15 protein-coding genes are annotated in these 14,103 nt (G+C 37.3%); 6 read left to right on the top strand and 9 right to left on the bottom strand.

From position 1 onward, the window contains the following. Nucleotide 1: 1 nt before the first annotated feature. On the bottom strand, nucleotides 2-484 hold the full coding sequence (locus OZX61_RS02025; RefSeq protein WP_195771364.1) for a phosphate-starvation-inducible PsiE family protein: 483 nt from the start codon (nucleotides 482-484) through the stop codon (nucleotides 2-4). A gap of 220 nt (nucleotides 485-704) precedes the next feature. Between OZX61_RS02025 and baeS the strand changes: the two genes are divergently transcribed. Both baeS and OZX61_RS02035 read left to right on the top strand, forming a co-directional pair. Beyond that, the gene (baeS, locus tag OZX61_RS02030; protein ID WP_277095144.1) at nucleotides 705-2,441 is read left to right on the top strand and encodes a sensor histidine kinase efflux regulator BaeS; all 1,737 of its coding nucleotides are present in this window, start codon (nucleotides 705-707) and stop codon (nucleotides 2,439-2,441) included. 12 nt (nucleotides 2,442-2,453) lie between these two features. Beyond that, the gene (locus tag OZX61_RS02035; protein WP_195772861.1) at nucleotides 2,454-3,143 is read left to right on the top strand and encodes a response regulator; all 690 of its coding nucleotides are present in this window, start codon (nucleotides 2,454-2,456) and stop codon (nucleotides 3,141-3,143) included. A gap of 1 nt (nucleotide 3,144) precedes the next feature. On the opposite strand, the gene OZX61_RS02040 is transcribed toward OZX61_RS02035, so the two are convergent. The 3 genes from OZX61_RS02040 to OZX61_RS02050 form a co-directional block, all read right to left on the bottom strand. Next, nucleotides 3,145-4,587, bottom strand: coding sequence for a protein adenylyltransferase SelO family protein (locus tag OZX61_RS02040; RefSeq protein ID WP_277095145.1), 1,443 nt, complete (start codon nucleotides 4,585-4,587; stop codon nucleotides 3,145-3,147). A gap of 100 nt (nucleotides 4,588-4,687) precedes the next feature. Next, complete coding sequence (locus OZX61_RS02045) at nucleotides 4,688-5,866, bottom strand: acyl-CoA desaturase (RefSeq protein ID WP_277095146.1); 1,179 nt, start codon at nucleotides 5,864-5,866, stop codon at nucleotides 4,688-4,690. A gap of 145 nt (nucleotides 5,867-6,011) precedes the next feature. Then, entirely contained in the window at nucleotides 6,012-6,725 is a 714-nt protein-coding gene (locus tag OZX61_RS02050; RefSeq protein WP_277095147.1) for a glycerophosphodiester phosphodiesterase, read from the bottom strand. 149 nt (nucleotides 6,726-6,874) lie between these two features. Here OZX61_RS02050 and OZX61_RS02055 point away from each other — a divergent pair, with 149 nt between their 5' ends. Together OZX61_RS02055 and trpB are read left to right on the top strand one after the other, a co-directional pair. Further along, complete coding sequence (locus tag OZX61_RS02055) at nucleotides 6,875-7,516, top strand: phosphoribosylanthranilate isomerase (protein WP_277095148.1); 642 nt, start codon at nucleotides 6,875-6,877, stop codon at nucleotides 7,514-7,516. Next, a complete protein-coding gene (gene trpB / locus OZX61_RS02060) occupies nucleotides 7,500-8,726 on the top strand; it encodes a tryptophan synthase subunit beta (protein ID WP_277095149.1) in 1,227 nt (408 codons plus the stop codon). The genes OZX61_RS02055 and trpB overlap by 17 nt, the downstream gene beginning before the upstream one ends. 55 nt (nucleotides 8,727-8,781) lie before the next feature. On the opposite strand, the gene OZX61_RS02065 is transcribed toward trpB, so the two are convergent. Next, a complete protein-coding gene (locus OZX61_RS02065) occupies nucleotides 8,782-9,270 on the bottom strand; it encodes a YajQ family cyclic di-GMP-binding protein (RefSeq protein ID WP_195772868.1) in 489 nt (162 codons plus the stop codon). Between the two features lie 91 nt (nucleotides 9,271-9,361). Here OZX61_RS02065 and OZX61_RS02070 point away from each other — a divergent pair, with 91 nt between their 5' ends. Further along, nucleotides 9,362-9,667 carry a rhodanese-like domain-containing protein gene (locus OZX61_RS02070; protein ID WP_195772869.1) on the top strand — a complete coding sequence of 102 codons (306 nt, stop codon included), beginning with the start codon at nucleotides 9,362-9,364 and terminating at the stop codon, nucleotides 9,665-9,667. Between the two features lie 10 nt (nucleotides 9,668-9,677). Here OZX61_RS02070 and mnmC read toward each other — a convergent pair whose 3' ends face one another. The 4 genes from mnmC to OZX61_RS02090 are packed head-to-tail and all read right to left on the bottom strand — an operon-like array spanning nucleotide 9,678 to nucleotide 13,009. Next, entirely contained in the window at nucleotides 9,678-11,543 is a 1,866-nt protein-coding gene (gene mnmC, locus OZX61_RS02075; protein ID WP_277095150.1) for an FAD-dependent 5-carboxymethylaminomethyl-2-thiouridine(34) oxidoreductase MnmC, read from the bottom strand. 18 nt (nucleotides 11,544-11,561) lie between these two features. After that, nucleotides 11,562-12,053 (bottom strand): hypothetical protein, encoded by a 492-nt coding sequence (locus OZX61_RS02080; protein WP_195772870.1) that lies wholly within the window; start codon nucleotides 12,051-12,053, stop codon nucleotides 11,562-11,564. 5 nt (nucleotides 12,054-12,058) lie between these two features. Further along, complete coding sequence (locus tag OZX61_RS02085) at nucleotides 12,059-12,361, bottom strand: YciI family protein (RefSeq protein WP_195772871.1); 303 nt, start codon at nucleotides 12,359-12,361, stop codon at nucleotides 12,059-12,061. A 36-nt stretch (nucleotides 12,362-12,397) separates the two neighbouring features. After that, entirely contained in the window at nucleotides 12,398-13,009 is a 612-nt protein-coding gene (locus OZX61_RS02090; RefSeq protein ID WP_277095151.1) for a septation protein IspZ, read from the bottom strand. A 44-nt stretch (nucleotides 13,010-13,053) separates the two neighbouring features. Here OZX61_RS02090 and OZX61_RS02095 point away from each other — a divergent pair, with 44 nt between their 5' ends. Further along, nucleotides 13,054-13,905: a PHP domain-containing protein gene (locus tag OZX61_RS02095; protein ID WP_277095152.1), complete on the top strand. Its 852-nt coding sequence runs from the start codon at nucleotides 13,054-13,056 to the stop codon at nucleotides 13,903-13,905. Nucleotides 13,906-14,103: the final 198 nt, after the last annotated feature.

Genomic DNA, 14,103 nt, shown 5'->3' on the forward strand with positions numbered 1-14,103 from the left:
ATTATGCAAGCTCGTCATCTTCAGGTTTTAGATGGCGAGGTATAGAGTTTTTATCTTTGACAATAGATGGATAATGCCAAGAGGCATAACGTACAATAAATATGGCAAGTGCAAGAATAAGAATCGCGCCAGAAACAATGAGCAAACCAACATCTGCTTTATGGTCGTGCTGAATTACAGAAATAAGTAATCTAGTGAGTGCAGTAATTGCAATGTAAATTAAAAATCGTACAGGCATATGGTTGGTTTTAAAGTAAATACCGACCATCGCGCCAAGTTCTAAGTAAATGAACAAGAGAAGAATATCATCAATAGATGCAAATGACTTTTCTGTAAAGATATTAATGGTCGTATGTACTGCTGACCATGCAATTAAACATCCAATAATAAATAATGCGAGGTAATGAAATGCCTCAACTGCAAAGTTTCCTATTCTATCTAGTTTGGCATTAATTTTATGAAGTTTCGTTTTTTGCTCATTCATGGATGAAAGCTCGTATCATCAATATAACTTTTTATAGCATAAGTAAATTTTTATCAGTTGCATAATATTTAAAAGCTTCATTTCATTTATTCTTATAAAATACATGCAATATTTGTTTCACACTTGAGCTTAACAAATATTATTGAACTTCATATTGAAACCTATTTTATTCGCTAGAATAATGACTGCAAATAAGTTGAAATGAGATGGATTAGCCAATATGGGGTTAGGAATAAAAAAAACACCTGTAAATAACCGCCGTATACCTATTGCGCTACGTTTATTTTCAACAGTTCTATTAACGACATTAATTATTACAACCGTCAGTTTGGGCGTTTTTCAATGGACAATGAAGCAGAATTTTGCCAAGTATGTTGCCGATGTGGAAATGCAAAAACTTGACCATTTGATTGAGAACTTGGCTGGTATTTATAGTGTATACCATGATTGGGGTGATGCGATTCAAGCACAAATTTTGCAGGTAGAAGGAGTTGCCGCACCAGATGACTTTGATCGTTTATCTAGAACTTGGTTGCGTAGACAATACGATATTGCTTTTCAGCAACGTTATTTTAAAGAAAATACGGTTTTAAGTATTCCTACTGGATTAGAACAAAAAACAGATCGTTTAAAGAAACAGACTTTAACTGAGAGTGAAATTCGACAAATACAACAAAACTTACCATCAGAATTTCAGCCATTTGAAGGGCTGAAATTTCCTTTAAAAGATAACTTCGCTTTATTTGGCCGTCCTAAAGATGGGCCACCAGAAATGGAGGGAGGAAACAATAGAGGAAATCCATCTGCTGAAGATAAAGTTGAAATGATAGATGATGAGCCTGTAACCAAGAAGTTTATTCCGATGCCAGACCGTTTTGGGTTGAGCTCACGACTTTCGTTGTATGATGCGAAGAAACGCTTTGTTGTTGGTCAGCCACCACAGGGAGCAGTTTCATACAGACCTATTTTGGTTAATGGTATTGTGATTGGATATTTAGGATTAAAACCTGTTTTAGACCAAGATGATATTTTAAGTCTGAGCTTTTTTAGTACACAAAAACGTGTATTACTTTTAATTTATGCAGTAACTTTCTTTGCAAGTTTACTTCTTGCTTTGCTGTTGGCAACTTACTTTAAAAAGCCTATTCAAAAATTATTGCAAGCCACGCAAGAGCTGACGAAAGGAAATTATCAACATAAGGTAAAAGTGGGAAGAAATGATGAGCTTGGTGATCTCTCTAATCAAATTAATCGATTGGCATCTATTTTAGATCAGCATGAGAATTCACGTAAGCAATGGGTAGCAGATACCTCCCACGAGTTAAAAACACCTTTAGCAGTGTTACAAGCGCAGATTGAGGCAATGCAAGATGGTATTCGTAAGGCTACACCTGAGCATTTAACCTCTATGATGAGTCAGGTTTCAAGTTTGAAAAAATTGACGCAAGATCTTGCAGACTTGGCACAGGTGGAGGCTCAGCAACTGAAATGCTACTTTGCCGAAATGGATCCGTGGAAAGCAATACTACAAGAAGTCAATAACTTTCAATCTAAGTTTGAACAAGCACATTTAACTGTTCGAACACAAGGAACTGGGACAATATTAATGTTAGACCATGATCGCTTTAAGCAGGTGATTGTGAACTTATTGAGTAATAGTGTGCGTTATACAGAACAATATGGAGAAATATATATACATACGCATCAAACAGATACATATTGGAGTGTCATTGTAGACGACAGCCCATTAGGATTGACCGATGACCAATTAAAACGGTTAGGTGAGCGTTTTTATAGAGTCGATGACTCGCGGACTCGGGCAACAGGAGGTACAGGCTTAGGACTGGCACTCTCTGCAAAAATTATTCAAGCCCTTGGCGGTGAGCTTTCATTTGATCATTCTCCGCTTGGCGGATTACGTTGTACTTTGACCTTTTTAAAAGAAAAGTTGAATTAGGAAAGTGTGTACATGAGACATATTGTTTTAGTTGAAGATGAAGTAGAGCTTGCAAGTTTAGTCAAAGATTATTTAGAAGCTGCAGGTTTTGAGGTAAGTGTTTTTCATGATGGTCAGGAAGCATACCAGAGCTTTTTACAGCATAAACCCAGTTTAATGATTCTAGATCTGATGGTGCCTAAGATGGATGGCCTGACAATTTGTCGTAAAGTCCGCGAACAGTCAGATTTGCCAATTATTATGGTTACTGCTAGAACAGAAGAAATAGATCGCGTACTTGGATTGAATATGGGGGCAGATGATTATGTTTGTAAACCATTTAGTCCTAAAGAGTTGGTTGCACGAGTACAAGCTGTATTGCGTCGTTTAGAGCGTAAAGACGAACCAGAAGATCATCAGTTTTTCAAAATTGATCAATCTCAACAACGAATTTGGTATAAGCAAAAAGCACTGAATTTAACACCAACAGAGTTTAGACTATTCGAATTGTTTTTAGATCATATTGGACAAGTCTATTCTCGTTCTCAATTGTTAGATCATATTAACCCTGATAGCTTTGATGTTGCTGACCGTGTGATTGACAGCCACATTAAGAATTTACGCCGTAAAATTACCGACATTACGAGTGTAGATACACAGCATGAGTGGATTCAAGCTGTGTATGGAGTAGGTTATCGTTTTGAGTATCCTGAAAATATGTAATTTACGATGAGCAACTGATTGAGATTTCAGGTGCATCAGTTGCAGGTGGAACCAAATCCGAGGGTTTTTCAAGGGTAGGCTGTTTGGTGAATGGATTGGCAAGCAGCTTAAATAAGCGATCAACTTCCGAAAAATCATCCCGCTCTGCAGCCTCAATGGCATCTTGTGCCATATGATTGCGAAGAATATAGTGTGGGTTATGTTCCTGCATGCTTTGCTGTAGTGCTTCGATATCCTGATTTTCGCGAATCTGATGATAATGTTCTAAAAACTCATCAAATACATCTGTATTAATACAGTTATCTCGTAAGTCGGTATATCTTTTTTCTTGTAGCGCAATAAAGCTTTGGGTGTAATCTAGTTTTTCCTGCTGTAATATTCTTAAAAAATTTAAACTACAGTCGAAACTTTCTTTATGAAATGTCGGTAACCCCATTTTGCATGCTAGGCCTGTTTGGTATTTTTCTAAGAAAGTGATTTCAAATTGGCTCAAAGTATCTGAAAGTTCTGCTTTAAAAGTGTCTCTCGTTTCTTTAGGGACAAGGTAAACGAGTTGATTAAGCCAAACCCATAGATTCCAATGAGCAATGCTAGGTTGTTTTTCGTATGTATAACGTCCCTGATGATCGGAGTGATTATTGATCCAATTGGGGCGAAATCTTTCTAAAAAACCGTAAGGGCCAAAATCTAAAGTAGAACCTGTAATATTAAGGTTATCGGTGTTCATAACGCCATGCGCAAAACCGACCAATTGCCAGTTTGCGACCAAAATTGCTGTTTTTTCTATGACTGCTTTTGCAAATGCAAGGATAGGTGACTCTGCTTTAAGACATTCAGGGTAATGCCAAGAAATACAGTGCTGTGTAAAATCTGAGAGTAATTCTGGTGCATATTGATTTATCCATTCAAAATGACCTAGACGAATATGGCTGTCAGCACTACGTAACAGCATGGCACCAGGCTCTAACTTTTCACGCTGTACGCCCTGTAATGAGCTTGTAAAGCCTACGGCATTGCTTGATGGAATACCTAAAGCATTAAGGGCATGTCCTGCTAGATACTCTCGGATGACAGAACGTAAAACAGCACGGCCATCTCCCATACGAGAAAAAGGTGTTTGACCAGCCCCTTTTAAATGTAAATCGACCGTCTGTTGTTTTTTATTCAATACCTGTGCGATGAGTAATCCTCGTCCATCGCCCAAAGCACCAGCCCAATGCCCAAATTGATGACCAGCATAAGCCATAGCAAGCGGCTGGAAAGGTGTAATTGTGCGTTGTCCACTGCAAATTTCAACCCAATTCTGCTTTTCTTCGGCACTCCATTGTAATTCATCTGCAAGGGCTTCATTAAAGTGACCTGCTTTTGCACCTTTCAGTGGCGTAGGCATTTGTTCACGATAGAGTTTCGCATTGAGCTGTGGATAGCGTGGGTTGAGTTGCATAAAAAAATCCTTTAAGCCATGCAGACCACTATAACAAAACTCCTATCATCATGCGATGAATCTAAGGTGTTAAAAAGGGTACTTGAATGTACCCTTTAATTTAAGAAGATGATGGTGGAAGATGTTTGGGAAGGCTCTTTACCATAATTTCTAAACGCGCTCTATGATGTTGTAGGCGTTGTTCGATGAGCTGAAATTCGAACTTTAGCTTGTCATCCATTTGATGCAGTTTTTCAGTCATGCGTTGTTTTTTTGCCAACATTTCTTGTTCTTTGAGCTTAGCCATGTCATTTAATGTATGTGTAAAAGCCTCATATTCTTGGGCGATACGATGTTTAATCGTATGAAAATCTTCACTGACGTGATGTCCATAGATAGCAAGGTCTTGTTCTGCATATTTAAATTTCATAGCAAGTTCGGCTTTTTTAATATTCAAGCTAGGAATTCTTCTTAGATTTTTTGCAAGCCCTAACTTTGAGCATGACCAAATGAGCCATTTTGTTGGATCATATTGCCACCATTTAACACCATTACGGTAGTCATATTGAAAAATGTGGTGATAGTTATGATATCCCTCACCCCATGTTGCAATGGCTAACCAGAAATTATCTCGTGCTGTATTTTCATCGGTATAAGGACGTTTACCGAACATGTGGCAAAGCGAGTTAATAAAGAATGTAACATGATGGCTCAATACCAGTCGTAATAACCCACCTAATAAGATAACACCCCAAATATCTCCTACAGCCCAGCCTATACCTAGTAAAAGGATGGTATGTACAGCAATGACTAATGAGACATAATGTTTATGTTGAAACATGACTAAGCGGTCATTCATAAGGTCTGGAGCATTTTTGTAATTTGCTTCTGCTGCTGGATAATCTCGAATCATCCAGCCTAGATGTGCATACCAAAAACCTTTTTTAATAGAATATGGGTCTTTCTCTTCGTCGTCTACATGACGATGATGTGTTCTATGGCCAGATGCCCAATATAAAATACTATTTTGAATGGCAAAGGTTCCGCCAAGCATAAGAATAATTTTTAAGGGAAGAGAGGCCTCATAGGCACGGTGTGCCCACAAACGATGATATCCTGCTGTAATACTTAAACTGCTGAAAGCCAATAAGAAAAATAAGCTAATCCATGCTGACAATGAAAAATCATAATGATATGCATATAGCGGAATTGCAATGATGGACACAATGGGTGTGCCTAGCAAAGTAATGGCTGCTGTCCAATTAATAGGAGCTTTAAGCGCTTGGGACGAAAGAGTCATAGGAGACGCTCCCAAAAGAATGAGATGGTCATTTTCAAAGTAAAACTCTGAAAATACTTTGCGTAAAAGTTGAACGCTAAATATGAATATATAATAGTATACAGTTGTATATTATGGCAAATATAAATGATTAGAATTGAAAGATTTATAATTTATTTTTCATCAGTTGAGGTACATCAGTAATAAGGCCGTCAATACCATATGCTTTGAGCTCTTTTGCTCTTTCAAGTTCATTCACTGTCCAAACACTGACCTTCAAACCTGCACAATGTGTTTTTTCAATGATGTTTCTAGTTGCAAGTGAATTCATCCACCCAATACGATCGCATTCTAAAATTAATGCTTTTTCAATTGCCATTTCTTTAATATCTTCTTCTATAAGTAGTCCACGTTTAAATGGGCAGTTTTGTTGTTGTAATACTTGTAGAATTTTTTCGTCAAAACTCGTAATCGTTACATTTTTTTCAAAGCCTTGAAGTGCTTTAAGTAAACTTCGGCAAAGTATTTCTGCTTCATTCAAAGTTTCCACAGCTTTAACTTCAACCTCTATATGTGTAAATTGTTGAATAATTTTGAGTGTTTCAATGAGTGTGGGTGTCGGTTCATTATACTGCCAATCTTTCCAGATTAACCGATGGTCATGTTTGATTAAATCCTCTAATAGAGTGTCATAAATTGATTGTACTTGACCTGTTGTTCGTTTTAGATTGTCGTCGTGTATTATAACCAATGTATTATCTTTAAGCTGTCTAACATCAAACTCAACAGCTGTAATTCCAATTTCTTTTAAGTATTTAAAACCACCTAGGGTATTTTCAGGTGCTTCATTTCGAGCACCACGATGTCCTATAATTTGCATAATTATGTTCTAAATGCGATAAATAAAAATATTATATGGGATTGTCATGTCAAAAAGTTTGCAATTCGGTATGGTTTTGCTAAAAATAACAGTGCAAAGATATTGATAGAATGCTTTCTAAATAAACTATTGGGCAATAAAGAGAAGCTATGCGAACTCGTGCAAAAATTTGTGGAATTACCCGTTTAGAAGATGCCCAAGCAGTCGTAAATGCAGGTGCAGATGCTATTGGTTTAGTATTTTATAAGCCAAGCCCTAGAGCTGTTTCTGTATCACAGGCAGAAAAAATAGTAAAAATGATTCCACCTTACGTACAAATTGTGGGATTATTTGTAAATGCAGAAATTGATGAAATAAGAAACATACTTCATGATGTTTCTATAGATGTTTTACAGTTTCATGGTAATGAAACACCAGAGCAATGTACATCTATTGCTCAAGCATTTGGTAAACGCTGGTATAAGGCCATTCAAGTGAAGCCTGAACTCGACTTAATTGGCGAAATACAGCGTTATCAAAAAGCAGGCGCAAGTGCTATTTTACTTGATGCTTGGCATCCTGAACTCAAAGGGGGAACAGGATTGCAATTTGACTGGTCTCAATTTCCTGACTTAGATATTCCGCTTATATTGGCAGGTGGTTTAACGCCTGAAAATATTACTGAAGCTATTCAAATGACACACCCATTTGCGGTAGATGTGAGTGGTGGGGTAGAGGCAAGTAAAGGAATAAAAGACCATCAACTGATAGAAAAATTTATGCAAGGAGTCCATTGTGGATCAGCAAAATAAGATTGACTACACACAATATCCAGATGCAAAAGGGCATTTTGGTATTCATGGCGGACGATTTGTGTCAGAAACATTAATGGCAGCGTTAGAAGATTTACAATCTCTTTATGAGAGAATGAAAGATGATGCCCAGTTTCTAGCAGAATTCGATCGTGATTTGGCCTATTATGTTGGCCGTCCAAGTCCTCTTTATTATGCTGAGCGATGGTCGAAACATCTTGGTGGTGCGCAAATTTATTTAAAACGTGAAGACCTAAACCATACAGGTTCGCACAAAGTAAACAATACGATTGGTCAAGCTCTTCTCGCTAAGCTTTCAGGTAAAAAGCGTATTATTGCAGAAACAGGTGCAGGACAGCATGGGGTTGCAACAGCAACAATTGCAGCGCGTTTAGGGCTTGAGTGTGTTGTTTACATGGGCGCAGACGATGTAAAGCGTCAGGCGATGAATGTTTACCGTATGCGATTATTGGGAGCAAAAGTTGTTCCTGTAACGAGCGGTTCACGTACATTAAAAGATGCAATGAATGAAGCAATGCGTGATTGGGTGAGTAATGTGGACAGTACCTATTATGTTATTGGTACGGTTGCAGGCCCACATCCATACCCTCAGTTGGTACGTGACTTCCAATCAATTATTGGACGTGAAGCACGTCAGCAAATTCAAGAACAAGCAGGTCGTTTACCTGATGCATTAGTCGCATGTGTAGGTGGTGGTTCAAATGCCATGGGCTTGTTCTATCCGTTCTTAAATGATACTGACGTTGCCATGTATGGTGTCGAAGCAGCAGGATTGGGTGTTGAAACAGGCAAGCACTCTGCACCTCTTAATGCAGGTCATGTTGGTGTATTGCATGGCAATAGAACGTACTTGATGAGCGATGCGCAAGGTCAAATTATTGAAACACATAGTATTTCTGCTGGTCTAGACTACCCAGGGGTAGGTCCTGAGCATAGTTTCTTAAAAGATATGAAACGTGTGCAATATGTACCGATTATAGATGATGAAGCTCTACAGGGCTTCCGAGACCTTACAAAAATTGAAGGAATTATTCCTGCACTAGAAAGTGCCCATGCAATGGCATATGTTTCTAAGTTGGCACCAACCATGTCTAAAGATCAGATTTTAATTGCGACGGTCTCAGGCCGTGGAGATAAAGATTTGATGACTGTTGCCCGTTTAGATGGCATAGAAATGGTTGATATGTAAGAAGCTATATAAAAAAGGCGCATTTGATGCGCCTTTTTTATGGTCTGTTTTTTGCTTAGTCTTTGAAGTTATTAAACTGTAATGGGATACCGAATTGCTCTTCACGTAAGAATGCCATAAGTTTTTGTAGGGTATCGCGTTTTTTATCGCTGACACGAATTTTATCACCTTGAATAGATGATTGAACTTTGATTCCGCTTTCCTTAATGGCCTTATTTACTTTTTTTGCAGTGTCAGAGTCTAAACCATCTTTAAGTTTAATGACCTGAACAAAATGCTTACCTGAAGCAGATGCTTTTTGCGGATCCATTGCTTGAATATCAATTTTACGTTTAAAGAAATGATTTTCAAGCATGCTGTAAACTTGTTCGCACTGAAAGTCACTTTCTGTAGAGATTTTAATCTCTTTCGATTTTTCATTGAGCTCAACAGTTACATCTTGACCACGAAAATCAAAACGTGTTGCGATCTCTTTCTGTGTATTTTGTACAGCGTGGTTAACTTCGAAAGTCTCAAGTTCGGAAACGATATCAAAAGAAGGCATATCTAGCACCTTTACAAGTGGATGAAATATCTGAGATGCTAAGAGGGTTTTCTTGATTTGCCAAGTGTTGTTTATATAAAAGGAGGACACAATGATCCGTAAACAAGAAATTACAACATTTGAATTCCCAGATAATGCTGTTATTTGGGATGTTAGAGATGCAAATGCCTATGCAGAGGCACATTTAAAAGGTGCGGTAAATCAACCGATTGACCATATAAATGAAGATGCATTGACCGAAATTTCGGCAGATCAGCCTATTTATATTTTGTGTGGTGGGGGCAGTAAGGCACCTAGAGCTGCTGAAAAATTAGAAAGCTTTGATAGTGGCCGAGAATATGTCGTACTGATGGGTGGTACACGTGCGGCCAAAGCAGCAGGATTACCGATAGAATAAAAAAAGCGCCTTAGGGCGCTTTTTTAAGGCTTTTATTTTGGTAGTACGGTTTTTTGGGTTTGGTTTTTCTCAAAAATCTTTGCGGATTGAGTTTGTCTATAACACTTATAGGTACTGGGCAAAGCTCATTTAAAATTTGAGAAGCTAATATTTCAGCACACAGTGGTGCAAATAAGAAGCCCTTAGACCCTAGTCCTGAGCAAGTATATATTTTTTGGTGGTCTCCATATGGACCAAGTAACGGAAAATAATCTGCACTTTGTGCGCGTACAGATGCTCGACCTTCCCAATGCACGATATCTTCTAACGTTTCAGCATAATCAGGATAAACTTTTTTTAGGAGGGCCAGATTATGTATATGGTCTTCTTCAAGTACTGCATCATCTGATCTTTGTGGATGAAAAGAAGCACCTAAAATAAGTTGTTTATCATTCAACTGCATTGCATAACCACCATAACTCAATGCTTGATGACTAGGAAGTGGTGCATTTTCATTATTTAGCCAACTGACTTGACCACGAATAGGTTTAAGTTGTGGCAATTCAGGCAGTAATAGATGACTATCTATTGCTGTGCAGACAATAGTAAAGTCTGCAAAAAACTGTTGGCTCAACTTATCAATGATGTAAACTTGTTCGGCTTGTTCCTCTATTTGAGTTATTTCACTTTCAATAAGTTCGATAAGAGGATGCTGAAGTATCTCTTGAGCTAAGATCTGAGGAGTCACAACACCAGCATGTTTAAGTTGTATTGATGAATAATCTGATTTTAGAACGCTATCTTCAGTTGCAACTAATTCAGTTTCAGGATAATCATTCAAAATACTATGAAGTTCGCCGTTTTGCTTTAAATCAGTTTGCTGGACACTGATACGACGAAACGCTTTAAATTGTGAGTAATATGAACAGCTATATTGCCAACTTAAACTCATTAAATGTTCGTGATTTTGTGTTGCTGGACAAAGTTTGGGGTTTAGAAGTGCAAGTGGGTTACCAGATGCGCCAGAAATTGCGTTTTTACGCTCGTAGATACGCACATGATGGCCACGTTGTGCAAATGCCCAAGCATGGCTTAAACCTGCGATTCCTGCACCAATAATAGCAATATTCAGTTGACTTGAAGGCTGAGCTCTCTCAGAGCGGTCTGAAGCTGGCCAGATCGCTTTTAACATTTCACGTTTGTGACCAAAACCTTTAGGTCTAGAAATGTCTATACCATATGCTTTAAGACCACGTTTAATGATGCCTGCTACACTAAAAGATGCGAATGTTGTATGAGGTGCAGATAGGCGAATGATATGTGACAGTATATTTTCTTGCCATAATTCAGGATTACATGCTGGTGCAAATCCATCTAGAAACCATGCATTTACAGTCCCTATTTTAGGAATAATAGGAAAAATATCTGCTGCATCACCTAGCCACAAATCTATACTAAAACGTTCATTTGGAAAGTGAAGACGGTGACAACCTGCAATTGGTGTAGGGTATTGTAAGATGAGTTGTTCTGCTAGAGGCTGAAGTTCCGGCCATGCTTTTAATGCTCGAATTAAATCTTCTTTAGCCAGAGGAAATTTTTCTACAGTTAAAACATGAAGGTGACTCTGATTATTTGGGCGTACTGCTTGCCACATTTGCCATAAAGCTAAAATATTTAAACCTGTACCAAAGCCTGTTTCACCTACACAAAAATATTCGTAACTGCTTAGCTCAGATAGCCTTGTAGATAGGTCATTTCCATTTAAAAAAACATGGCGTGTTTCTAGTAAGCCATTGTCTTTAGAGAAGTAAACGTCTCCAAACTGCGTTGAGACTGGAATATCAATACCATCAACACGTTGCCATGTAAGCTTTGCAGTTTCAATTTTACCGAACAATCTTAAACCCTTTATCTTTTACCACTGACGACGACGTTTTGTATAAATATAACCTGCGAGCACAAAGCCTAAAATGACACCAATAGCCAGTGTTGCAGCCCCATACATAAATAATTGTGCTGTACGTTCGCTTTGTAGAACTTGAACTTGTACACCTAAATTATCGTTTTTAAGTTGTAATGCTTGATTTTGAGCTAAAGCATCTAAATTTGCTTTTTCTAATTGCTGCATTCGAACTTCTTGGTTTTTGACCAATGTTTTCATTTTTAAATCATCTTCTGCTTTTTTTTGCGCAAGTTGTGCTGGAGAGTTAGGTTCTACCAAAGGTGCACTTTGATTTGTTTTTGTCACTTGCGTTGTTGATGCGTTATTTTGAGACGGACTTGATGGTTGATTTGCAACAGGTTGTGCCTGAGGAATTGGTGTTGTTTGAGATACTGGTTCGACAGCCCATGCAGATGCTGACAGTAGCATGAACACACCAAATGTACGAGATACAACACGTTGCATGATCTTTATCCTTTAGGAAAAACTTGAATGAATGGCTTTACATCTATGTGACCATATACACCTGCTTTAAGATAAGGTTCATCTGATAGCCAAGCATCTAAAGCCTCACGTGTTTCAAAATCTACAATGAGCGTGCTGCCGTAAAAGCCAGCTTGAAGGTTGTCATGTTCTTTTGGCATTGGACCAGCGACAATTAATTTACCTTCAGCATCAAGTTTTTCAATACGTGCTAGATGTGCAGGACGAGTAGCAAGGCGAGTTGCTAAAGTCCCTTCTTTATCTGTACATGTAACAATAAATAAAGGCATAATTTTACTCTTGTTTTATATAAAAAAGTATTCTTGTTATTCAGAAGTTTTAAAATGTTTTCTTAGAATAACAAATTGAATAATAATAAAAGAGAACATAATAATCATGTCACCAAATGATGTAAACTCGCCCCAGTATTTTCCGTGCATAAATAAAAATGCGAAAAATACATGTAAGCAAGACATTAGTATAAACATACCTGCCCAAGCAAAGTTTAAATTACGCCATCCTTTAGGATTGAGTTCAAGAACAGTACCAAACATTTTTTTAATGAGTGGACTTTTATCTTTGGTAAAAAGAGGAGAGAGTAAAAATGCTATTGCAAATAGAAAGTTAAGCAATGCTGCTTTTAGCTTAATATAGAAATCGTCATTTAGTAATAATGTCACACCACCAAATACAACGGTCATAATAAAAATTAACCACTGTTGTTTATCTAAACGAAATTTTTGAAAAACAAAAAGTGCCCCATAAACGACAATCATCGAAATAATAAGTGCAGCCGTTGCAACCAAAATATTATTATTGTCAATGCCACCTGAAGAGCCAACAAGACTTAAAATAGGGTGATGGTTATTTGTAGGATCAACTGTTTTATAAAAATAGAAAAAGATGATAAGAGGGATAAAGTCCAAAAGTGCTTTCATGTTAAAGTGTTTAATCCTATCTCGCGAATGGTTCATTATAAAATATGCAGGGTATAGATTTACATACACATAGCAATATTTCTGATGGTGCGTTAACACCAGAGGATTTAGTGCGTAAGGCAGTTGAGTCAGGTATCCATACTTTAGCATTAACTGATCATGATTCAATGGATGGCTTAAAAAGAGCTGAAATAGTTGCATGTGAAAATCAAATTAAATTGATTTCTGGGGTGGAAATTTCGAGCCAATGGTCACGTCCATCTACTAAAAAAAGTTATGGCGTACATATTGTCGGCTTAAATATGCAAGATCGTGGATATCTAGATGAGGTTTTAGCAGAGCAAAAACAAATTAGAGCACAACGTGCTGTAGAAATTTGTCACAAGCTTGAAAAAATACTTAAACAAGATTTTTATCCTGATGTACTTGCCAAAGTAGATGGGATTGCAGATCGAGTAACACGTAGTCATATTGCACAAGTTTTACTGGAGAAACGTGTTGTCAATCGGTTGCAACAGGCTTTTGACCGATTTTTAAAAACGGGAAAACCTGCTTTTGTTGCATTTGAATGGTTGTCACTCGAAAAAACAATTCAAGCCATTCATAGTGCTAAAGGCTTAGCAGTCTTAGCACATCCCACAAAATATGATTTATCTGCAACCAATATTCGTTATTTGATGGAATTATTTACTAAATATGGAGGGGATGCGGTTGAGTTACCTCCACCATCTGAAACAGCATCTAGTCGTCAAATGATTGATCGTTTAATTGCAGAGCATGGGCTTAAGGTTTCTATTGGTAGTGATTTTCATGGTGAGCATATGCCATGGTTACACTTAGGTCGTGTACCTATGTTAAAAGAAGGGCAAGAAGGGGTTTGGGAAAGTTTTATTTAAATTTTTCTGCTTAAACTTATAGTTAATTACGTTTAAGCAGAGGTGATCAAAATTTATAAATATTTATTTTCATATTCACATAAAAAAATTAAAAATATAATTTACTGATTTTTAATTAATTAAAAAAATTAAATCTCCTAATTATCTTTTTATGATAATTGAGTCACTTTATATGATTATTTATTAATGTATAATTGT

It is taken from the genome of Acinetobacter sp. ESL0695, from assembly GCF_029392135.1.
Taxonomy (GTDB): Bacteria; Pseudomonadota; Gammaproteobacteria; order Pseudomonadales; family Moraxellaceae; genus Acinetobacter; species Acinetobacter pollinis.